Here is a 22941-nt window from a genome sequence, read left to right on the forward strand (position 1 = left end):
ATTTTTTTAAAATTTATTGTTATGACAATAATTGCAGGTATATTTAACTTATATAGTTTTGAAAAACTAAACAAGATTACTTACATAACTCACATTAGTTGTTTATTAAGTGCATTTTTATTAATAGAAAACAAAAATGAATTGTGCCAAGTTTATCAAAATAAAGAAATTATTTATATTTCTTATGCACTAATAGTTTTTTCTACTCTAAAATTCATAAGAAAAGTAAATCAAGCAACATTGAATTTAAAATTAATTAATACAGATAATTATATTTCATTAATTGATAATGGTTTAATTACTCCATATGATGCTATCGAACAAATAAAATATATTGATAACATAACAAATCAAAAAAGATTTGAAATTATTGAGGCTCTTGAAAATAAATATAAAGACAAATATTAAGTTTCAAAATAGTTACTTCGCCCAAACGCCGTTAGTCGCAAGTTTACAAAAAAATGAATAAACAATTAGAATCATCTCTTGAGAAAGCTATATTTACGCTTCAAAAATGGGATGGAGATATAGAGGAATATAGATTACAAAGGAGAATCACTAGTAATGGTGGAGATAATTTTTATGAGATTAAATTTTTGATTCATCGATTGATTCAATTAGAGCTTGTAGAAGAGAATAATAGCCAATCGGTTACTTTAACACAAAAAGGTTGGAATTTTAAGGGATTTGACCATATTAGATATAAAGAATTTTTAAAACTTGAAGTAGAAAATTTGGTGCAGGAAAATTTAAAATTACAAAATGAAAATTTAGAAATCCAAAATTCTTCGCAAGATAGACAAGTTGAAATAGATAAGCTAACAATTGAAAATTTGAAGCTTCAAAATCAACAAATTAAACGATATATTATATTTTCTATAGTTGCTTTTATTACTGGTGCCATTTTGACAAATTACAAAGAAATTTGGCATATAATAAAATCGCTTTTTAAAAGTTAAAACTAATTAAAACAAATAAAGTTTATGAAAAAAATGTTATTTATTCTGATGTTGGGGTTAGCAAATCAAATAACCTATGCTCAATCAAAAAATGTCAATGTTACAATTAGACCAGAAAATCCAATTGGTGATGCAATGAATAGAATATCTCAAGATGCTATAGCGAATAAAATAGCAAATGCTAAAGAGGCTGAATCACAATCTATAAGAAATGCCTCCTATAATGAAGCAATGAAAAATAATTACTCTAAAATAACTATTGATAACCTTATCAATAATTCAAATAATTATAAATACGTTGTTATTGAAAATGTGAGTGGATGGTATCCTAAAAACAACAAAGAGGATATAATAAATATTTTAACATCTGCAAAAAAATATACTATAATAGATATTTCAAATGACTATGATAAAAGAGATAAAGAAATCAAGAAACAAAAGGAGGAACTTGACAATACAATTAATAAAAAAGAACTTCTTTTTCTTAATTGGATAAGAGAGGCCCAAGGAGAAGTTAATCGAATTACTCATCTTTCAATTAAAAATTCGGAAGGTCAAACAGTTTATGAATCTTTATCCAAAAATTTAACTCACGGGGAAATTTTAAAACCATTAATTTCAAATTATATCTATACGAAAGAGCAAGCCTTATCAAAAATCGAAGAATTAAAGAAGTATTCAGATTTAGGAATAATTACTAAAGAAGAATTTGATTTAAAAGTTTCAGAATTAAAAACAATTTTGCTAGGGAATAACTAGAATTATGATTAACAATGTTAAAAAAAATTAAAACACAAAAGGAAGAAGGTACCCGATGTAATTGTGCATCTTATGTGTATTCAGCAGTCAGTTCTGAATGGATTTCATAATAAACGAAAACTTGTTTAAAAGAGACTTTTTTTTTGGTTTACGGGTGTTTAGTTTTTTACAAAAGTTGAATTGATGATTTAAAAGAAAAAATATTGTATTATTTACAACTTTATGGCAAAAAACCTTCTGCAATCTGACCTATTTTGGATGTATAAGAAGGATTAAATCACATACTAAATCCTTCATTTTGATTGTTTAATATATAAAAACTTAAAGAAAAGATGGAAAAAGAAGTAATACAAAATGAAATTAAAGAATTGTTAAAAATAAAATCCAAATGGGCATCCACATTAAAAAATAAATCAAATGCAAATAGTTTGATTTCGGAAATTATTATATTCCAACATATGCTTTCCGCAGATTTTCCAAATTCTGCTAAATATTTTGAAAGAAATAGCTTCGCAGAAATAAATTTTACTGATGGTATTTCAGAACTTCGAAGATATTCACAAAGTAAACTTAAAGTTAAAGATGATATATGTTTTACAGATGGAATTAAGAATATTTGTTACGGAATTAGTAATTTGATAAACGAATTGAAAATAGAAATAGAAGAATAAAATATAGAAACTGAAGATAATGTTAAAAGGGAAAATAGAAAATCATACGAAATAGAAATTGACAGTCAAAAACAATAAAAAAACATCCACTTTATGAAAAAAATAATGCTCTTGGTAATTATTACAGCCTTTGGATGTAATGATAAAAAAGAAGTTGAATTTCTAGAATCACAAGAAAAAATAAAAAAGAAATATGATGTTACTCATTCTTTAACAGATGTACTTATAGATTTTGATGGAGAAAAAATAGCTTTATTGTCGATTATAAAAAACACACCAAAGGACACCTTGCAGATTGTTTTAAAGGATTATTTAAATAAAACATATCCACTCGTTACTGATGCCTATAAAGTTGATAAAATAATTGACACTATTTCACATAAATACCATATGTCAAAAATTAAAGTTGCAAGTATCGTTTTTAGTTACAATTATGAGATGCTAACTAACGATGAAATTGAACAAAATGCAATTGAAAACGAACAAGAAAATAAGCAAGAATAAAATTCTTTAATTGTAAAATTTAAAACAAAAAAATTATGGAAAGAATATGGAAATTATCAAAAGCAGTTGCTTTTATATTAAGTTTAACTGCATTTGTTTATGTTGGTGAAATGATAAGTGAAAATGGTCGTTATCAACTTTCATCAGCGAATCCGGGAGTCGTAATAATTGACACTAAAACAGGTACTGTTCAATTTTTTAGAGATGAGAATGGACAAAAGGTTTTTCATAAAATTAATTTTAAAGAGCATTCTTTTGAGTAATAATCAAATCAGTCTGTCTTAAAATAGTTTTTGAAATCAAAACCGATCGAAGTATTTCTTAAAATGAGAAAATTACAATAAACAAATGTGTTGTGAGACGGACTCTTGTCCTCGCACCACATAAACAAAACCAGTTGTGCAAATTAATCCTATGCAAAGCTGCTCAAACTAGCTAATCGACCTGACTAAGTGAATGACTTCCGACATTAAGTGTTTTAAATTGTACGAAGCTCCAAATTATCAAGCCACAATTTCGAATTTGAAAAGGTATATCGTTGAACGCTGTCGAGACGAGAAGATTTATTTATGATGAAATTCCAAATTCATCAAATCACAATAAAAAAATTCCAAATTCCAAACTAAATACTGTTGGAATTTGGAATTTTATTTTTTGGAATTTATTTAAAGTTTAGCCACAACCTCTTCTGGTAAAATCGTTCGCATAGCCTCTTCATAACCTGCTACTTTTTTATTGCCATATACCGAAGTAGGTAACTTTGGAAACAAATTTCGATCAGCCACCAAGGCATTTTCTATGGGTTGATTAAAAGGTGAAAAACCAGCATAAGGATGGGTGGCACCCCAAAGTGTAATGACTTTTACGCCCAACATCGCGGCAATATGTGCATTGCCAGAATCCATAGACAACATCACATCAAGATTACTAATCAATTGCAGTTCTTGTGTAAACTTGATTTTCCCTGCCATGTTTACCACATTTTGATAGGGTTTTGCCATGGAATCAAGTATTTCGGCTTCTTTTTTTCCTCCGCCAAAAAGCAAAATGGTTTGTTCTGGATTCGCTGCTAATTTTGCAATGACTTCTTGCATTAAATCCAAAGGATAGACCTTAGATTCATACTGTGCAAAAGGAGCAATTCCGATTAACTTTTGATTCGGATTACCAATTAATGATAAAATCTCGTTTGACAAAACCGCTTTTTCAGGAAAAATAGGATGGGATAAATCTAAAGTAAAACCCAGTGTTTCAAAAACTTGGCAATGTCTTTCAAACATAGTCATCAAAGGCTTGAACACCTTATTTTCAGGACGCGTTAGGGCTTTTTTTTCGGCTCTTCCCTTGTCTACCGCTACCACTTGCTTTCCAGACAACCTAAAAAGGGTGCGCACCACCTGAGAACGAAGCACATTGTGTAAATCCACAAAAGCATCAATATGGAGTGCAGACAATTCTTTGTAAAGTCGAATTAATCCCAAAAATCCCTTGTGATTTACTTTTTCGTCAAAAGCAAAAAAAGTAAGATTGGGAATGCCTTCAAAGAAAGGTTGGAAAAAAGGTCGAGAGACCATTGTAATTTTTACCTTGGGATAGTGCTGAGCAAAAGCGCGAATAACAGGAACGGTCATCGCCACGTCTCCCATAGCCGAAAGTCGGATGATCGCGATATGTTGAATTTGTTTTGACAATAGAACTACGGCATTAAAAAACCATTAAGAAATTAAGATCCTAAAGCATTGCTAAATTTTCTTAATTCCTTAATGGTTCCATTATTTTGTTTTACTTTTTATTCTGGTACAAAACGGGGTTCAATTCATCGTCATTGTACATTTTCATTTGTTTGTACACTTTCATGAATTTGTCACCGTTTTCGATGTCTTGCAACAAATCGTCGATGGCTGTAGACAAATCGGTTCTTTGTTCCAAAAGTACATTTAACTTGGCTTGGCAGTTGTCTCTGTGTTCTTGAGAAGCTTCAGCACGAGTGGCTTCTTCGTTCATATGATAAATTTTCAAAGCCAAAATAGACAAACGGTCAAACGCCCAAGCTGGACTTTCAGAATTGATTTTAGCTGTTTCTTTTACCGCTACACCACTGTATTTTTGAAGAAAATAACTGTCGATGTATTCTACCATATCAGTACGTTCTTGATTGGAAGCATCGATTTTTCTTTTTAAAGTCAATGCTGCTACCGGATCGATATTCGGATCACGGATGATGTCTTCATAATGCCATTGTACTGTGTCAATCCAGTTTTTTAGATATAATAAATGTTCGAATTTTTCTTTGGGATAAGGGTTATTTATAGGTTGATCAACAGAATCAAATTGATGATAATCTTTGATACTTTGTTCGAAAACGGAATACGCTAATTTTGAAAACATATCATTTATTTTTTAAAAGACAAAGATACTTTTTATACTTTTATAGTGTTCAATTTTGAAAAAAAAATAATTTTAAATTAGCTCATCATGCAAATTCATAATTTATCGGAAACTAATAGTGTTTTAAATCATTTTTTGGCACAAATTAGAGACGTTACCGTTCAAAATGACAGCCTTCGTTTCCGAAGAAATATTGAACGTATCGGCGAAATTATGGCCTATGAAATCAGTAAAACTTTGCATTATGAACCCCATACGGTCACTACCCCATTGGGCACAAAAACCACTGCTACCATCAAAGATCCTTTGGTTGTCTGTTCCATACTTAGAGCTGGACTAACGTTGCATCATGGTTTTTTGAATTATTTTGATGCCGCTGAAAATGGCTTTATTTCTGCTTATCGTCATCATCCTAATAATGATGATTACTTTGATATTTTGGTCGAATATCAAGCTATAGCTGATATTGAAGGTAAAAATGTATTGTTGGTAGATCCGATGTTGGCCACGGGTCAATCCATAGTAGCAGTATATAAAAAATTAGTAGAGAAAAAAATCCCCGCTAATTGGCATATTGCCGTTGTAATTGCTGCCCCAGAAGGCATTGCGTATCTAAAAGAACATTTACCAAGTGACTGTCATTTGTGGATTGGCGCCATAGACGAGAAATTGAACGAGAAAAGTTATATCGTTCCCGGATTAGGAGATGCCGGAGATTTGGCCTACGGACCTAAACTATAATTGAGCAAAAAAGAGCCACAAACTACAAAGAATTAGTACTCCAAAAACTATTTCTTGTTTGATTTTTTGTTGGAAAACCTCAATTGTATTGGTGCCCATAATGGCTAAAGGTGCAAAAGTGAAAACTAACAAATCGTTATTTTTTTCGGGAGTAATAAAAAATACAGCCAAGGCAATTACCATGTAGGCAATGAGTTTCTTATACGAACTATGCAACAATTGTGGTTTGCTAGAATAGGTTGCCATCATGATAAGCAAAAAGAAAAGCGAGACGGTCATGAATATGGCAAAAGCCCAATTTTGAGCCGAATTGGCAAAGTAATCCAATGAAGGATCTAGATACAATTTGTTCAACCAAAAATCTTCAATATTAAGTTCTTGAAAAGTAAGGAAAACAAAAAATCCAATAAGAACAATCATTAAGGCGATGAATGGTAAAAACCAATTTCTATAATCGCTTGAAACATGAAAAAGAATGGAGATAAAAACCAATACCATGAACAAAAGGCACCATGGCTGAATGATAGATGCCACCAAAATCCACAAAGAAGCATCAAAAATCTTTTCTTTGGATTCTTTCAAGGATTGTAAGGATAGCAACCTTCGTAAGGCCAAAAGCAAAAAAAAGTTAGTTCCAAGAATTGGCAAATTATCTAGTAATGAAGGAGAAAAAAGCAGAAACAAAAGAAAAAATAAAACCGTATAAGTATTGTCTTTGCTGAGACCGTTCTTTTTGCAAACAAAATTGGTCAGAAACAAAGTGGCCATTAAAAGTAATAAAATAACAATTTTTTGAAGCATCAATCCAATTGAATTAACCCAATGGAGTTCCTGGAATTGATACAGTAAAAAGAACAACAACATCAAAATAAACACAAAGGAATAATTTAACGGTGTAGATTTTTTAAAAACACTTGTAATCATAAGGATATTTTATACTTTTGCGACTGTAAATATAATACTTGTTTAAAAGTAATTGTGTAAGTGAATCAAGTTTATTTCGTAATTAAATCTTATTCGCTGTAGCAAACAACAACATAACCGAATTTAATTACCATTTATTATGAAAGCATTTTTTGAAGCCATTCAATTTTTATTTGTAGACATTTTATTCAAACCATTGGATTGGTTGCGTGAACTTGAATTAATCACTTGGTTTGGTGCCAATACCATCAACTGGATTTTTATGATTATTTGTTCTGCTGCCATTGTTTATTGGATCAAACAATTACAAATTTTTGACGAAGCAGGGACTGAAAATCAAGATACTACTGCACATTCTTTTTTAGAATAGTATCTTTCTTACCCTAGTAAAAATAAAAAAGCCCAGTAGTATAAACTTTTATTCTACTGGGCTTTATGGTATGCTTATAATTATACTAAATCAAATCCGATGTCTTTTCGGTAATTCATTTTCTCAAATTGAATTTTACTTACATTGTCATAGGATTGCTGCAGGGCTTCTTGAAACGTAGCGCCGTAAGAAGTAATGGCCATTACACGTCCTCCATTAGTAACAACTTTTCCGTTATCTAATTTAGTACCGGCATGAAAAACAATTGAATTCTCTACGTTTTCCAATCCTGAAATTTCTTTTCCTTTCTCAAATTCTTCTGGATAACCTCCAGATACTAACATTACGGTAGTAGCACTTCTTTCATCGACTTCTAAATTGAATTCGGCAAGTTTTTCATTGGCTACTGCCAAAAACAACTCCACTAAATCCGATTTCAAACGAGGAATCACCACTTCGGTTTCAGGATCGCCCATACGAACGTTGTATTCGATAACTAGTGGTTCATTATTTACATTGATCAAACCAATAAAAATAAATCCTTTGTATGAAATGCCATCCTTTTGTAATCCATCAATCGTTGGTTTTACGATACGTGTTTCAATTTTTTCCATCAATACCTCATCTACATAAGGCACGGGAGAAACCGCTCCCATTCCGCCAGTGTTCAATCCGGTGTCGCCTTCGCCTATGCGTTTGTAGTCTTTGGCGGTTGGCAAAATTTTATAACTTTTACCATCGGTCAATACAAAACAACTCAATTCGATTCCATCCAAAAATTCTTCAATCACTACTTTTGAACTCGCAGCACCAAACTTTTGGCCTACCAACATATTGCGCAATTCTGTTTGTGCTTCGGCTAAATCCTGAAGGATTAAAACCCCTTTTCCTGCTGCCAAACCGTCGGCTTTAAGAACATAAGGCGCTTGTAAAGTGGTTAAAAATTCGCACCCTTTCTCAACCGTTTCTGCTGTAAAACTAGCATAAGCCGCCGTTGGAATAGCGTGACGCATTAAAAATTCTTTGGCGAACTCTTTGCTCCCCTCTAAGGTTGCCCCTACTTTTGAAGGTCCAATCACAGGAATATGACGTAATTGATCATCATTTTCAAAAAAATCAAACACGCCTTTTACTAATGGATCTTCAGGACCAACTACCACCATTTCTATATTTTCCTTTAACACCACTGCTTTGATGGCTTCAAAATCTGTAGCGTTAAAATCTAAATTGGTAGCAATAGCTGCAGTTCCTGCATTTCCGGGAGCTACAAATAAGGTATCACAAAGTGGGCTTTGCGTCATTTTCCAAGCAAAAGCATGTTCTCTTCCGCCAGAACCTAATAGTAAAATATTCATGTTGTAGTTGTTTATAGTGTTGACTTAACTTCTTTTTAAGAAGTGCTGCAAAAATAATGGCTTTTGAACGTAAAAAATAATTTAATTGTAAAAAGTTCGAACTTGTATAACAGTACAAACTAAGATATGTATTTTTGAAAAAAATCTAATCATGCTTCGTTTATTTGATGCTTCTCTAATAATTAATGGTTTTCCTTTACAAGCGGCCAAGGCCGAATTGGAAAAAATATTGGCTATTCCTGAAGATAAATATGAAGATTATATCACCCAAAAAAAGAAAGAAATTGTAGCCTATCATCTCGAAAACAATACGTTTTACAGAGAATTGGTAGGTAAAAATACTAGTGATAACTGGCACGATTTGCCCGTTTTGAACAAACAACATCTTCAAAAACCATTGGCCGAACGATTGTCGAAAGGTTATACACCAAAAAACGTTTACATCAATAAAACCTCGGGATCTAGCGGTACTCCTTTTGTTTTTGCCAAGGACAAATACGCCCATGCACTAACTTGGGCCAATATCATACGTCGATTTAATTGGCACGGTATCGATTTTAACTACTCGTACCAAGCCCGATTTTATGGTATTCCGATGGATTTTTTGGGCTATAGAAAAGAACGATTCAAAGACTTTTTGAGTCACCGCTATCGCTTTCCTATTTTTGATTTGTCGGACAGGATTTTAGAAGGTTTTTTGAACCAATTTGAGACCAAAAAATTTGATTACATCAATGGCTATACCTCTTCGATTGTTTTGTTTGCCAAATTTTTACAGCAAAAAAACAAGGTGCTCAAAACGATTTGTCCTACGCTGAAGGTTTGTGTCGTCACTTCAGAAATGCTTTTCCCAGAAGACAAAACCTTATTAGAAAAACAATTTGGCGTTCCGGTGGTTAATGAATACGGCGCCTCTGAGTTGGATTTGATTGCTTTTGAAAATCAAGAAGGAGAATGGCAAGTCAACGCTGAAACCTTGTTTGTAGAGATTTTGGACGAGAACAATCAAGCGGTTCCTAATGGTACTCCTGGGCGAATTGTCATTACTTCTGTCTTCAATAAAGCGCATCCTTTTATTCGCTATGACTTGGGTGACATTGGTATTTTGGATGAAAAAAGCACAGCAAAAAAGCCTATTCTCAAACAACTAATTGGTCGAACCAATGATGTCGCGCAACTGCCTAGTGGTAAAAAATCACCGGGATTGACTTTCTATTATGTGACCAAAAGTATCATTGAAGACAACGGCAATGTCAAAGAATTTATTATCAAGCAAACCCAAATCGATACGTTCGAAATTGAATATGTAAGCCAAACCGAATTGACCACTGCACAAATTCAAAAAATAGAAAGTGCTATTGCCTTGTATTTAGAAAGTGGATTGCAATTTAGTTTCATTCGAAAAGAAAAACTTGAACGAAGTCAACGTGGAAAATTGAAGCAGTTTACGTCATTTTAAAAAATAAATAAAATCATAAATTAGAGTATTCAAAAAGAAGTTATGACTATCAATTCGCTACTTTCGGAAGAAACAATTGCTAACAAAATATACTTTATCCGTGATCAAAAAGTGATGCTGGATCGTGATTTGGCGATACTTTACGGGATTGAGACTAAAGTATTAAATCAAGCCGTTAAACGTAATATGTCACGTTTTCCTGAAGATTTTATGTTTCAACTTACTGAAATTGAATTCCAAAACTTGAAGTCACAAATTGTGACTTCAAGTTGGGGAGGAAGCAGAAAGTTACCATCGGCTTTCACCGAACACGGTGTTTTGATGTTATCGAGTGTATTAAAAAGCGACAAAGCCATTCAGGTAAATATCCAAATTATGCGCATATTCACCAAAGTAAGACAAATGCTTTTGGACACCACAGAATTAAAAATTGACATCCTACAGATTCAGAAAAAACTAGAAAATCACGACAAGAATATTGAATTGGTCTTCTCCTATTTGGATGAATTGATTGAGAAAAAAGAAAACGAGTCACCCAGAACAACCATTGGGTACAAAAAATAAAAAAATGAAAATTACTATAATTGCTGGTGCAAGACCCAACTTTATCAAAATAGCTCCAATTATTAAAGCGATTGAAAAAAAACAAAGCGATGGTTTCAACATTAGCTATCGCCTTATTCACACAGGGCAACATTACGATAAAAATTTGAGCGACACTTTCTTTGAAGAACTCAACATTCCGAGGCCAGCAGTCAATTTAGAAGTAAAAAGTGGCTCACAGGCAGAACAGACTGCTGCCATCATGGTCGCTTTTGAAAAAGAAATCATGGCCAACCCTTGCGATTTGGTTTTGGTGGTGGGCGATGTCAATTCGACGATGGCTTGTACGATTGTGGCTAAAAAACAAAATATAAAAGTAGCACATGTCGAGGCTGGCATTCGTTCGGGGGATATGACCATGCCAGAAGAAATCAACCGAATCGTCACGGATAGCATCACGGATTTTTTCTTTACCACCTCTACCTCAGCCTCTGATAATTTATTAAAAAATGGTGTGGATCCATCCAATGTACATTTTGTGGGTAATGTCATGATAGATACCTTGTTTCAAAATTTGAATCGAATTACTGCTCCGATTTTTTGGAAAGAATTTGATTTAGAAACCGGAAATTATATCATACTTACTCTACATAGACCTTCGAATGTAGATGAAGAACAATCGTTGATTCAATTACTTCAGGGTATTGATAAAATGGCAGCTGATAAAAAAATAATTTTTCCAATTCATCCACGAACTAAGGCAATTTTGGGAGAAAGAAATTTAGATGTAAAAAATATCTTTTTTGTAGAACCACAAGGCTATTTAAATTTCATGTTTCTGGTTAAGAATAGTTTTGCGGTAATTACCGATTCAGGTGGAATCTCAGAAGAAACAACGGTTTTGGGAATTCCTTGTTTCACTATGCGAAACAACACCGAGCGCCCCGAAACCCAAACCATTGGCACCAATACGTTGGTAGGAACTAATTTGGAAAGTTTACAAAAAAATTATGACGAATTTCTAACTAAAGAAAGTGATACTAAAAAATCGTTTGGTATTCCTGAGCTTTGGGATGGAAAAGCATCGGAAAGAATTGTTGCCACTTTACTTCAAAAATAAAACCCAAATTCGCAAATCGTAATTCTAAATTATTGTAAAGTTTCCAAGTATCACGAAACTTTACATAAAAATCAAATCTCACGTAGGCAGTATAACATGGAAGACCTTCTCATTATATCTAATTATTATCCACCAGAAAAAGGAGCTGCGGCTAATAGAATTGAGCAATTGGCTCTTAAACTGAGTCAAAAAAATTATAACGTAACGGTTCTTTGTCCCTTGGGAAATTATCCAAAAGGTGAATTGTTTTCTAAATATAAAGGGAAATTTTCTGTTATTGAAAACAGGCAAAATATTACGGTCAAGCGTCTATGGATCTATCCAAGTGTCAGCAAAAACATTTTCAAAAGAACGCTATCGGTTTTGTCGTTCTCGAGTATGCTCTTTTTGCATTTAATTTTCAAAAAAACACCTCAAAAAGTCATCGTACAATCACCTCCGCTTTTGTTATCTTTTATCGCGATATTAGCACTGTGGATACGTCGAAAAAAAATCATATTGAATGTATCTGATTTATGGCCAACAGCAGCAATTGAACTAAAAGCAATAAAAAAAGGAAGTATTTCGCACAACGTTTCTTTGTTTTTTGAACGATTTATTTATGCCAAAGCTCATATCATTTTAGGACAATCCAACGAAATCATTACGCATATTAAAAAACAATTTCCAGATAAAAAATGCTATTTATATCGCAACTTTCCCGATCACCAAAGGGAAGAAATTCAAATGGATTCCAATGTAAATGAACCCATTAAATTGTTTTACGCTGGATTATTAGGTGTAGCCCAAGGTGTTTTAGAATTGTGCCAAAAAATAGAGATACAAGGACTTGATTTAGAATTACACATTTTTGGCGATGGTACCGAAAAAACTGCCCTAGAAGATTTCATTGAAAAAAATCCGGATAAGAAAATTTTTTTTCATGGAATGCTAGATCGCCACCTTTTGCATGAAAAATTAACGCGTTTTGACGTGGCAGTAATCCCGTTAAAAACCAGAATTTACGGCTCTGTTCCTTCCAAAATATTTGAATATGGAGCTTTAGGATTTCCAGTACTTTACTTTGGTGGTGGAGAAGGAGAAACCCTTGTCATCGAAAATAATCTGGGTTGGGTGGCACCGGTAGGTGATTTTAAAAAATTCAATTGGATACTTAATGAAATTTCAACTACGGGTAAACATACTATTCAACAAATGAAAAAAGAAGTGTACAAAACTGCCCAAACAGAATTTGATTTGGAACAACAAATTCAACAATTGATGGCGGAAAACGTAATTTAATACGCCTTTTCCTCGCCTTTGATGGTGTTGAAAATCGTCATAAAAATGATTTTGATGTCTAACAAAATCGACCAATTTTCCATATAGAAGATATCATATTTCACTCGGTGGATGATATCGGTTTCTTTTTCTACTTCCCCACGATAGCCTTTGGTTTGCGCGAGTCCTGTAATGCCGGGTTTTACAAAATGACGTACCATAAACTTATTAACGCGTTGCGCATACATTTCGGTATGGCTTACCATATGTGGTCTTGGCCCGACTACCGACATTTGTCCCAAAAAAACATTAATAAATTGCGGCAACTCATCGATGCTGGTTTTTCTCAAAAATCGTCCAACGCGAGTAATTCTAGGGTCATTTTTAGAAACTTGTTCCAAGTGGGCTTCGGGGTTCAAATTCATAGAACGGAATTTGTAACAATTGAATTCGTGGTAGTTCAGTCCGTTTCTCTTTTGCACAAAAAACAAGGGGCCTTTAGATTCTAACTTTATAATAATACCTAAAAGTGGCGTTAACCAAGATAATATCCCTACAATTACTACTATTGAGAACAAGATGTCGAAAATACGTTTCATCGCTTTGTTCAAATCATTGTCTAAAACAATATTACGCAATGAAATTACGGGGATATAGTCATAATAATCAAACGTGAAGTTCCGCGAAAGGATTTGTTTTTCGTTAGGAATAAACTTCAATGTTTTTAGATTATTATCAGCGAAATAAACTAAATCTGAAATTTGGGTCTGGCTCAAATCGTCCATTGCGCAGTACATTTCGTCGATTTTGTTAGCTAAAACATACTCGCAACATTCTTTAATTTGATTGTTACGTTGGTGCTCAAGGTCAAATATTTTTTCTAGTTGGTATCCATAGTCGGGATTCTCCATAAAAAAATTTTGTAAGTGTGCAATGTTTTTGGGAGTGCCCAAAAGAACAACTCTTCGGTAATTGCCCCCAAAAAAAATCCTGATTTTTTGAAGCAAAAAATATACCCCTAATTTAAAAAACAGAATTATAGCAATCATTACAGAAGTAAATTGTAATGCATCAAAAATCGTAGTGATTGAACTGTTCAAAAAAAACACCACAATAGCTACTAATAAAAAAAGTAGCCATTGCTTAAGCGTACAATTTAAAATAGAAATTACTTTAGTAAAACGATAGACTTCATAAAAACCCAAAGTCGAAGCTATAACCAACCAAGCCACTAATAAAGAAGCTAATACAAACCATGAACTTGTATCAACAATTTCAAATAAAAAAGCAGTGGATAAAATTATTCCATTATCCAAAACATAAAAAAATGGACGGATGTAATTTGAATATCTCCCGGTTTTGGTTTTCACAAGTTTTACGATTGGGGCTTTGTAACTTAAAAAATATACTTCGAAAAATCCTTGTGTTCTTCTTTGGACAACTCTTCTTTGGAAAGTGATTTAAAGTAATCATAGGTGATTTTCATTCCTTCGGCACGATTAATAGTAGGTTCCCAACCTAAAAGTTCTTTGGCTTTAGTAATATCAGGTTGGCGTTGTAAAGGATCATTAATTGGCAAAGGATGGTACACTACTTTTTGAGTCGTACCCGTTAGTTTGATAATTTCCTCGGCAAAATCTTTAATCGTAATTTCGTCTGGGTTTCCAATATTTACTGGATACACGTAATCCGAGTGCAACAATCTAAAAATGCCTTCTACTTGGTCGTCTACATAACAAAAAGAACGCGTTTGCATCCCATCACCAAAAATAGTCAAGTCCTCGCCACGAATGGCTTGTCCAATAAATGCAGGAATTACACGCCCGTCATTGAGACGCATTCTGGGTCCATAAGTATTGAAGATGCGAACAATTCTGGTTTCTACTCCGTGAAACGTGTGGTAGGCCATCGTAATCGATTCCTGAAAACGTTTCGCCTCATCATACACACCACGAGGACCAATGGTATTGACATTTCCATAATATTCCTCCGTTTGCGGATGAACTAAAGGATCTCCGTATACCTCTGAGGTAGACGCAATAAGAATTCGGGCTTTTTTAACTCTCGCCAAACCCAATAAATTATGAGTACCTAATGAACCCACTTTTAGGGTTTGAATTGGAATTTTTAAATAATCAATGGGACTGGCTGGTGAAGCAAAATGCAAAATATAATCTAAGTTTCCGGGAACATGCACAAACTTGGTAATATCGTGATGATAAAACTCAAAATGTTCTAATTTAAATAAATGCTCGATATTCTTTAAATCACCAGTAATCAAGTTGTCCATCCCAATTACGTGATATCCCTCATTAATAAAACGATCACACAAATGCGATCCCAAAAATCCTGCGGCTCCGGTGATAAGTATTCTTTTCATAGTCGTATGTTCTTGTGAACAAATATAGGAAGAATGCTACTTAAATTGTCTCAGTTGCTACTATTTTTAAGAAACGTAATTTCTATTGATTATAATGTTCATTGTATTTTTCTTCAACAAAGAACTTTACTTCCCTTTCAAATCTTTCTTTAGAAAACTGTAAAGCATGTGCTCTTATCGCATTTGGACTGAATTGAAGCGTTTCAAAATGATGTAAAGCCTTGCTGAGACTATTGCTGTTTTGTTCTTTAAAAAAAACGCCCGTTACATTTTCAAGTACCGTTTCGAGAGCGCCTCCTTTACCAAAAGCAATAACCGGAGTTCCACAGGCTTGTGCTTCTACGGGAATAATTCCGAAGTCTTCTTCTGCTGCGAAAACAAATCCTTTGGCTTTTTGCATATACTTTTTTAAAAGCATAGCATCCACAAATCCAACAAGTTGAATATTACTTTTGGCTATTTTTTGTATTTTTTGAAACTCTGGTCCATTGCCAGCTACAATTAATTGTAAGTGTGGTAATTCATTAAACGTCTCTACAATTAGTTGTGTTTTTTTATAAGAAACCATTCGTGAGGCGGTAAAATAATACGCTTCTTTTTGAGTTTCTAAGTTAAAAAATTCAACATCGACGGGTGGATAAATAACTGTTGACTCTCTATTATAAATTGCTTTTATACGTTGGGCGATACATTTAGAATTGGCAATAAAAAAACTTACGTTCTGGGAATTGGCAATGTCCCATTTTTTAATCTTATCAAGGACAAACTTCGCATATATTTTTTTTACTCCTTTAAAACCCGCATCTTCTAAGTATTGTTCTTGTAAATCCCAAGCATAGCGCATTGGGGAATGACAATAACAAATGTGTAACTGATTTTTGGTAGTACGAACTCCTTTTGCAATTGAAGACGATGAGCTCAGTATTAACTCATACTCTTTTAAATTAAACTGTTCTATTGCTATTGGAAAAAGTTGCAAAAACTTACGATGATTGGACTTAGCTGTTGGCAAATTTTGAATAAAGGTTGTTTTTGCCTTTTTCCCATTTAAAATGAAAGTCCTGTCGTTTTCATTCAGAAAATCGATTAATGCAAAATGATCAAAATCATCCCATATTTTGTTCAAGGAATGAATAACTTTTTCTGCCCCACCATTTACATAATACCAATCGTTAATTAATGCTTTTTTCATGAAAGTTTATTGGAAAATTTTTCGTGCAAAGTAATAAAAGTAATATGCGTTTTTACCAAAATTTAGATTTATAAAATACAGAAGTTTAGGAAACCAGTGATTGTATAGACTCAGTTTTTCTAATTCTGTCTTAAGTTCTAATAAGATTGTTTTGCTGACACCTACATTCATTTCAAAAACGTGAAACGACTGTCGAATCATTAACTCTTGTCTTAATTCTTGTGCAATTTGTACGTTATAAAATCTTTCAACATCCTTACTAATCTCTAGTACTCCTTTCCACATAGTTGCTCTTCCTTTTGCAGAATAGGCTCCAGAAATATGCGCTTTCCCGTCTTTTTCTGAATCCCCAAAAAGTGGTGGGTTTCCTGCTCTTCCTGCTACAGAAGGCATAGACAAATATCCTATTCCATTTGTGCAAAAGGCATAAGCAGCCAGATAAATTTGATAATAAAGCGTGCCATCGTATTTATCAGTTGCCAACTCTTTAGCCCAAATTTTATTAATCACTAATCCACCAACAAACCCACAGGCTCTAAATATCAATTTAGGAGAATCAGCTTTCGTAATAATTGTTTCTTTTGACAAAATTCTAGAAATCCCTAAAGGTTTATTTATGTCTTTTTCAAAACGCACAAAAGGCCTTGAAATCATTGTAACAGAATTGTTTCGCTGACAAAAAGAATGAATCTCTTCTAATCCTCTTTTTAGAAACAAATCATCATTACCAATAAGGATAACCCATTTATAAAGTGCTATATCAATTAATTTTCTAATATTTGCATCATACCCAAGGTTTTCTTCATTTTCAACATAAGTCAGAATAACGTTTTTTAATTCAAATAAAGTTTTATACTGATTAGTTATTTGTGCAATTTCTAATCGCTCTTTAGAAAAATCCTCGCATATAACGACTTCATCAGGCATTCGATTCATATCTAGAATGGACTGTAGGAGCTCTTCATATTCTTTAGGTCTTCCATAAGCGGGAATGGCAATGCTGTATCCTTCTTTTATTTTGTGCATTAAAAAGTCCTTTTTTTCTGATTTTTCCAAAAATAAAATTTTAATTTGTAAAAAGTTTGAAAAAAATAAACTTTGCTTTACAATTACTTTTATAAACGCAATCCATGAATAAAAAGTGTTTAAAAATATTACGCTGAGTTTTGGCATTAATATAGTCAATTTATTGTTTCCTCTGTTTTTAATTCCTTTCTACATCAAAACATTTGGAATTGAAAACTACGGATTAATTGCTATTTCTATGGCGTTAATCAATTTGATATCTGTTGTATATGATTATTCCTGGTATGCATTTGCACCAATTGAAATAAAGAAAATTGGAGAGAATAATAACTTAATAAACCAGTATATTTCTAAGGTTATTACTACCAAGTTTTTTATTTTTATCCCAACACTTTTACTTTTAGGCGCATTTGTTTTCTTTTTTGAAGATTTGAAAAACCAAATGGTATTTTCATTATCACTTTTGACTTTCTTATTTTCTAGATCACAAAATAATCTTTGTTTCTTTATTGGGATGAATAAAGTAAACATATATTTTATACTCAATACGGTAGTTAAAATTACTTGTATTGTATTAATTATTGTAACCTTGAGTAAACATGAGGATTACCAATATGTTTTCTATTATTTAGGAACAACGGACATCTTACTATTTCTTTTATCAACCTTATATTTGATTATTAAATGTCACTTTCGTTATAAAATTTCGAAACTATTTGAGGTATATAATGAACTAAAAGTAGGTTTTAAATTATTCCTTACAAATGTAACGATTTGTGCTTTACTCAATTCAAGTACATTAATTCTTGGCTTGTTTTTAGACAATGCAACAGTGGGAATTTACAATGTTGCAGAAAAAATAATTATGCTTTGCAAACAATCAATAAGTGTTTTATTTCAGGGGGTCTACTATAAAGCTTGTTCTATTGGTGTTGATAATACTTCACAACTTAACAGGTTTCTAAAATTCATTTTTATTTTATACCTAGGCATCTACGGTTTGGGCGCCCTATTCATACTTTTTATTCCTTCGCAACTTATTCAAATTTTTAGTTACACCGCAACGGCAGAATCTAGCAAATACTTAATCATACTTGCTCCATTACCCTTGATTGCTGCCTTGAATCAATCTGCCTATATAAGTTTGATTCTCCATTATAAGAAAAACAGCTATTTTTACGCCCATTTATTGGGTTTACTTCTTAATATTCTTTTAGCTACTATGCTGTGCTATTTTTTTGCTGTATATGGAATTATAATTGCGTTGATTCTGACAGAAATATTTATAACTCTCTATCTTAATTTTTCAATAATTCACGATAAAAAGTTGAATTTTTTTAAACCTCAAATAGACTAGATCAAATGAAACTAACAGCCAAACCTTTACTAGTCCCTTTACTATACTTACTTATACTATCTTCCTTTTTTTATTATTTAGAAGCAATGCAATCACTTCTTATGATTCTAATGAGTTTGCTTCTATTGTCTATAGTAAAGTTTCGTGATTTTAAGTGTACTTATAAAAATGCTCCTTTTATAGGTTCGTTTGCTATTGCGACCTTCTTCTATTTGTTTTATTTTAATAGTCCTTCATTAAAACTTACAGGAGAGAGTTTTTTGCTGTTCCTTGCTCCTCTATTCAGTTGCTATTTGTATGAAATAGATGCATTTATAAAAAACAAACAGAGGATTCAATTTGCGTATTGTGTCTCCATAAGCTTATTATGCTTATACTTTCTTGGTTTTTATGCCATTGACATTCCTAATCATCATTTCGATTGGTATTTGGCAAGATACAATCTTGAAATGCACAGCAAAATTCACGGTACCTATATGTGTCTTTGGATTGGAATTGCCCTTTTATTTTTAGTAGATTATAGTTTGGGTTATAAAAAATATTCAACTCTTTTAAAGTTTGCCCTTATTTGTATGTTTGCATCTTTACTTTCTGGATTAATCATTTACAATTCTCGGAATATTATTTTAGGATTAGTACTCGTTTCTTTTCTTCTTATTCTAATTGTTAAAAAACAAAAAAATGTTATTCCTTTTTCAATTAAAATTGCCATTGGATGCAGTATTGTATTGGTTGTTTTATTTTCTCAAAGATATATTGATGCCTTTCGTTTTTTTAGCACTGATTCTTATACAAATTCAACTCGTTATGCTAGTTGGTCATGCAGTTGGAAATTAATTTGTGAATCTCATTTCTTAGGAATAGACTATAGTTTAATTCAAGAAAAATTAAATCAATGTTATGAGCCTATTGATAACTTTGAATTAAAAAAATTTAAAATAAACTCCCACAATCAATATTTAGATTTTTTACTAAAAGGTGGTTTAGGTTTATTTATTGCCTTTTTTTCTTCATTATTCATTAAAATAAAAGAAACACTACAACAACAACACTATCTTTATTTTTCAATAACTGTGTTGTTTGTAATTTCATTTATTACAGAAAATATTTTGGTTAGACAATACGGTATCTATATATATTTTGTTTGTGACCTTTTGTTTTTAGGCAGTATTTTTAGGCATAAAAATCATAGTATTCACAAAATAGAAAAAAACTAAAGTGGGAATATACAACATACAACCATCGCTAAAACAAACAAATAGATAAGTAATACTTCCAAGAAGATAGGTATGATTATTCCCTTTTGTAGTTAAAGCCAAGTAAATTGGTGCAAAAAAGGAAATACAAAACAATAACAAACCTACAATCCCAAGTTGTTTAAAAATAGATAGATATACAATTTCTTCAATGAAATCAAAAGTCTGACTTCCAAAGAAACTTAAGCCTGTAAACTGCCTTATTTGATTAATTCTCCCTCCCAAATTAGAATCCAAAACAAATCCAGAGAAAGAATGGTATTGAAAAAAACGATCCATTAACAATGTAGCGAAGAGTAAAAAAATAATACCTAAGAGTGCATAAATCTTAATCAACTTATAAATTCTATCACGGTAAATTAGAATAAAATAAAAAAGTAACCCTAACCAAACCGTTCTAGAAAGCGTCAATAACAAAGCCAAAACAACTATAGCTAATTTTATTTTTGATTGATTTTGCTTGTGGAAAATTGGAAATAATAACAACATACAAACTCCAAAAATATTTCCATTATTATAAGTAGAAATCAACTTATACAATGATCCTCTCATATTATACTTATCTTCTAAAGTACCTAAATCGCCTGAGTTGACTGTGATATATGGAATCTCAATGTAGTGTCCCGTAAGTTGCTTAAAAAGGAATAAAAGAATGCCATAAAAAGACACCCAAAAAACGGCCTTAGTGATCAAAGTCTCTAAATAGGAGCGATTAATTTTCTTTATGAAGGGACTTAATAATAAAAAACATAAAGGAATAAACCCAAAACTGACATAAAAGGCAATTAAATTTCCTAACGTCCCATCATAACCCCTAAAAAACAAGTTAATTGAAAAATACAAAACAAAAGGAAGAGTCGCTAAATAACTCAAAAAATGATTAGAAGAAACTAAGAACTTTTTCTTGTCTAAAATAATTAAAAGCGAAAGCAAAAACAGAAACCCTAAATACAAATAACCCCAAGTAATTGGAACACCTGCAAGTTTAAATCCTCCCTTGGGTATAAAAATTAAAAGTATAGTAGCTAGTAAAAAAAGATACTCTCTAATTTTTTTATTAGTATAGCTTATTTTGAAATTAAAAAGCATCTTGATTTTACGCTACAAATAAGATTAATAAAATTCTATTAAATAGTTACTCTTTTGGTGGAGTATTTATTTGCTCCAATTTACTAATTAACAAATCATTCCCCATAAAGAAAGGGTCGTATGCGTTTCCTAATGAATTAAGTTTGTATCCATAATATTCAGGATCCCAAGAAATAAACTCATTAGGATAAAAGTAATCCGTAAAATTACCATTATTTCCGTCTATAGTTTTCGTTTTGTAAAGAACCGAAATGTTCTTAATCGTTATATTGGACTGAAACTTATTTTCACCAACATCAACTCTAATATTTATTGGAGAAACTTTTTCAGGAAGAACAACTTCTATCTTTTGCATTTCAGAGGAAGCATAAACTGGCATAACAACAGAATTTTCATCATTCCACTCTGAATCTTTGGTGAGATAAAAAACCTGTAGTTTGTCATTTTTTCCAAAAACACCTTCTATAGTCACAGTAAAATTCTCCTTGGAAATTGTCGCTGATTCTTCTTTTTGATTACAAGAAGCCAAGGTCAAAAACAATACGAAATAGAGATAACACAATTTTGAATTCATTTTATTTATTATGATTGGGGTTTATTAATTTTTTCAATTTCAGAATGCCTTTGATAGAACTTTTTAAAATGATAGGTCAAAAGATAAATAAGGATAAACAATATTGGCAAAATAAATTTAAGCTTGCCTTCAATAGCTTCTTTTTTCAAAATGTTAATTACAACCGAATTCTCTTTTACAATTTTATCTGCTATAATTAATTCTAATTTAAGATTAGCATTCTCCCTCAATAGTCCGTCTTTGGTTTTAATAATATCATTCAATTGCGTGTTTTCATTATAATATACTAGTTTATCACTTTTTGGATAACCCGCAGATTGAGCATTTGAAAAATTATTCAAAACAGCATCAATTTGAGCAACTAATTGATTGTTTTCTTTAATTCTTTGCGCAATGTTCGCTAATTGTCTTTTTTGAATTTTAGAATAGTATGGACTAGTATTGAAATAATTTAATAATGCTTTTGCTGTTTGTTCGTCTTTTAAGACTCCATTCGTAGTAAAAACAATACTATAAAATGGATAATTTTTTACCGTTGTTTTTTCATTAACAATAGATTTTAAATCGCTATTAGCTGTAATTAATTTCAATACTTCTAAATTTTGTTCATTATTGTTAACGAACTTAAAAACATCAATAATAGGCTCAATCGAGATTTTAGTAATTTTTGGACTATTTGGTATGCCAATAGCCTTAAAAAATGCAGTATCGTCAGTTTGTATTTTTGATTGAATCAAATCAATTTTTGAATACAAATAATCCACACTTTCAAAATTTGGCTTTACTATTATTTCATTGTTAAACTGTTTTTGTGTCTTATCTAAAAATAAACCCACAACAAATCCAATAACAACTAATAATGAAATGACTTTCAGATTATGGATAAAAAACTGAATTCCTCTAAAAATAGAAGCGCTTATCACATTAAAAAATGCACTTATTTTTTTCGAAATCTGTACTAAATCAATCTCTTGTTCTCCTTGATTGTTTGGGGCTTGTGTATTCATTTTTTAT

The 22941-nt window shown here is 31.9% G+C and carries 25 protein-coding genes; 14 read left to right on the forward strand and 11 right to left on the reverse strand.

Annotation, left to right across the window (positions count from 1 at the left end; all coding sequences use genetic code 11):
- Positions 1–21: 21 nt before the first annotated feature.
- From ACZIX2_RS02455 to ACZIX2_RS02480, 6 genes are all read left to right on the forward strand, one after another.
- Positions 22–408 (forward strand): hypothetical protein, encoded by a 387-nt coding sequence (locus ACZIX2_RS02455; RefSeq protein ID WP_463338488.1) that lies wholly within the window; start codon positions 22–24, stop codon positions 406–408.
- Positions 409–461: 53 nt separating this feature from the next.
- Positions 462–959: a hypothetical protein gene (locus tag ACZIX2_RS02460; RefSeq protein ID WP_463338489.1), complete on the forward strand. Its 498-nt coding sequence runs from the start codon at positions 462–464 to the stop codon at positions 957–959.
- Positions 960–983: 24 nt separating this feature from the next.
- Positions 984–1718, forward strand: a complete 735-nt coding sequence (locus ACZIX2_RS02465; RefSeq protein ID WP_463338490.1) for a hypothetical protein — start codon at positions 984–986, stop codon at positions 1716–1718.
- Positions 1719–2050: 332 nt separating this feature from the next.
- Positions 2051–2389, forward strand: a complete 339-nt coding sequence (locus ACZIX2_RS02470; RefSeq protein WP_463338491.1) for a hypothetical protein — start codon at positions 2051–2053, stop codon at positions 2387–2389.
- A gap of 93 nt (positions 2390–2482) precedes the next feature.
- A complete protein-coding gene (locus ACZIX2_RS02475) occupies positions 2483–2893 on the forward strand; it encodes a hypothetical protein (RefSeq protein WP_463338492.1) in 411 nt (136 codons plus the stop codon).
- A gap of 35 nt (positions 2894–2928) precedes the next feature.
- A complete protein-coding gene (locus tag ACZIX2_RS02480; protein ID WP_463338493.1) occupies positions 2929–3156 on the forward strand; it encodes a hypothetical protein in 228 nt (75 codons plus the stop codon).
- 402 nt (positions 3157–3558) lie between these two features.
- On the opposite strand, the gene ACZIX2_RS02485 is transcribed toward ACZIX2_RS02480, so the two are convergent.
- Positions 3559–4539 (reverse strand): glycosyltransferase family 9 protein, encoded by a 981-nt coding sequence (locus ACZIX2_RS02485; RefSeq protein WP_463338537.1) that lies wholly within the window; start codon positions 4537–4539, stop codon positions 3559–3561.
- A gap of 136 nt (positions 4540–4675) precedes the next feature.
- Positions 4676–5281 (reverse strand): DUF4254 domain-containing protein, encoded by a 606-nt coding sequence (locus ACZIX2_RS02490; RefSeq protein ID WP_463338494.1) that lies wholly within the window; start codon positions 5279–5281, stop codon positions 4676–4678.
- 87 nt (positions 5282–5368) lie between these two features.
- Between ACZIX2_RS02490 and upp the strand changes: the two genes are divergently transcribed.
- Positions 5369–6022: a uracil phosphoribosyltransferase gene (upp, locus tag ACZIX2_RS02495; RefSeq protein ID WP_463338495.1), complete on the forward strand. Its 654-nt coding sequence runs from the start codon at positions 5369–5371 to the stop codon at positions 6020–6022.
- Here upp and ACZIX2_RS02500 read toward each other — a convergent pair.
- Positions 6017–6946 carry a DUF6427 family protein gene (locus tag ACZIX2_RS02500; RefSeq protein WP_463338496.1) on the reverse strand — a complete coding sequence of 310 codons (930 nt, stop codon included), beginning with the start codon at positions 6944–6946 and terminating at the stop codon, positions 6017–6019. The genes upp and ACZIX2_RS02500 overlap by 6 nt on opposite strands.
- 139 nt (positions 6947–7085) lie before the next feature.
- On the opposite strand from ACZIX2_RS02500, the gene ACZIX2_RS02505 reads away from it, so the two are divergent.
- On the forward strand, positions 7086–7316 hold the full coding sequence (locus tag ACZIX2_RS02505; RefSeq protein WP_463338497.1) for a DUF6341 family protein: 231 nt from the start codon (positions 7086–7088) through the stop codon (positions 7314–7316).
- A gap of 80 nt (positions 7317–7396) precedes the next feature.
- Here the strand turns inward: ACZIX2_RS02505 and purD are convergent, their stop codons facing one another.
- Complete coding sequence (purD, locus tag ACZIX2_RS02510; protein ID WP_463338498.1) at positions 7397–8671, reverse strand: phosphoribosylamine--glycine ligase; 1275 nt, start codon at positions 8669–8671, stop codon at positions 7397–7399.
- 151 nt (positions 8672–8822) lie between these two features.
- Between purD and ACZIX2_RS02515 the strand changes: the two genes are divergently transcribed.
- From ACZIX2_RS02515 to ACZIX2_RS02530, 4 genes are all read left to right on the forward strand, one after another.
- Entirely contained in the window at positions 8823–10130 is a 1308-nt protein-coding gene (locus ACZIX2_RS02515; protein ID WP_463338499.1) for a phenylacetate--CoA ligase family protein, read from the forward strand.
- 42 nt (positions 10131–10172) lie between these two features.
- Positions 10173–10694: an ORF6N domain-containing protein gene (locus ACZIX2_RS02520; RefSeq protein ID WP_463338500.1), complete on the forward strand. Its 522-nt coding sequence runs from the start codon at positions 10173–10175 to the stop codon at positions 10692–10694.
- A gap of 4 nt (positions 10695–10698) precedes the next feature.
- Positions 10699–11793, forward strand: coding sequence for a non-hydrolyzing UDP-N-acetylglucosamine 2-epimerase (wecB, locus tag ACZIX2_RS02525; protein WP_463338501.1), 1095 nt, complete (start codon positions 10699–10701; stop codon positions 11791–11793).
- A gap of 96 nt (positions 11794–11889) precedes the next feature.
- Positions 11890–13074: a glycosyltransferase family 4 protein gene (locus ACZIX2_RS02530; RefSeq protein WP_463338502.1), complete on the forward strand. Its 1185-nt coding sequence runs from the start codon at positions 11890–11892 to the stop codon at positions 13072–13074.
- On the opposite strand, the gene ACZIX2_RS02535 is transcribed toward ACZIX2_RS02530, so the two are convergent.
- The 4 genes from ACZIX2_RS02535 to ACZIX2_RS02550 form a co-directional block, all read right to left on the reverse strand.
- A complete protein-coding gene (locus tag ACZIX2_RS02535; RefSeq protein ID WP_463338503.1) occupies positions 13071–14423 on the reverse strand; it encodes an exopolysaccharide biosynthesis polyprenyl glycosylphosphotransferase in 1353 nt (450 codons plus the stop codon). The genes ACZIX2_RS02530 and ACZIX2_RS02535 overlap by 4 nt on opposite strands.
- A 26-nt stretch (positions 14424–14449) precedes the next feature.
- Complete coding sequence (locus tag ACZIX2_RS02540; protein ID WP_463338504.1) at positions 14450–15433, reverse strand: UDP-glucuronic acid decarboxylase family protein; 984 nt, start codon at positions 15431–15433, stop codon at positions 14450–14452.
- Between the two features lie 82 nt (positions 15434–15515).
- Positions 15516–16625, reverse strand: a complete 1110-nt coding sequence (locus tag ACZIX2_RS02545) for a glycosyltransferase (protein ID WP_463338505.1) — start codon at positions 16623–16625, stop codon at positions 15516–15518.
- 6 nt (positions 16626–16631) lie between these two features.
- The gene (locus ACZIX2_RS02550) at positions 16632–17798 is read right to left on the reverse strand and encodes a glycosyltransferase family 2 protein (RefSeq protein WP_463338506.1); all 1167 of its coding nucleotides are present in this window, start codon (positions 17796–17798) and stop codon (positions 16632–16634) included.
- Between ACZIX2_RS02550 and ACZIX2_RS02555 the strand changes: the two genes are divergently transcribed.
- Both ACZIX2_RS02555 and ACZIX2_RS02560 read left to right on the forward strand, forming a co-directional pair.
- The gene (locus ACZIX2_RS02555) at positions 17767–19008 is read left to right on the forward strand and encodes a lipopolysaccharide biosynthesis protein (protein WP_463338507.1); all 1242 of its coding nucleotides are present in this window, start codon (positions 17767–17769) and stop codon (positions 19006–19008) included. The genes ACZIX2_RS02550 and ACZIX2_RS02555 overlap by 32 nt on opposite strands.
- 5 nt (positions 19009–19013) lie before the next feature.
- Positions 19014–20225: an O-antigen ligase family protein gene (locus ACZIX2_RS02560; protein WP_463338508.1), complete on the forward strand. Its 1212-nt coding sequence runs from the start codon at positions 19014–19016 to the stop codon at positions 20223–20225.
- Here ACZIX2_RS02560 and ACZIX2_RS02565 read toward each other — a convergent pair.
- Genes ACZIX2_RS02565 through ACZIX2_RS02575 form a run of 3 tightly spaced genes read right to left on the reverse strand, consistent with a single transcriptional unit; the run spans position 20169 to position 22934 of the window.
- A complete protein-coding gene (locus ACZIX2_RS02565; RefSeq protein ID WP_463338509.1) occupies positions 20169–21353 on the reverse strand; it encodes a hypothetical protein in 1185 nt (394 codons plus the stop codon). The two genes, ACZIX2_RS02560 and ACZIX2_RS02565, sit on opposite strands and share 57 nt — an antisense overlap.
- Before the next feature lie 46 nt (positions 21354–21399).
- Positions 21400–21927 carry a hypothetical protein gene (locus tag ACZIX2_RS02570; protein ID WP_463338510.1) on the reverse strand — a complete coding sequence of 176 codons (528 nt, stop codon included), beginning with the start codon at positions 21925–21927 and terminating at the stop codon, positions 21400–21402.
- An 8-nt stretch (positions 21928–21935) separates the two neighbouring features.
- Entirely contained in the window at positions 21936–22934 is a 999-nt protein-coding gene (locus ACZIX2_RS02575; protein WP_463338511.1) for a hypothetical protein, read from the reverse strand.
- Between the last annotated feature and the right edge of the window lie 7 nt (positions 22935–22941).

Source organism: Flavobacterium riviphilum (assembly GCF_055231795.1).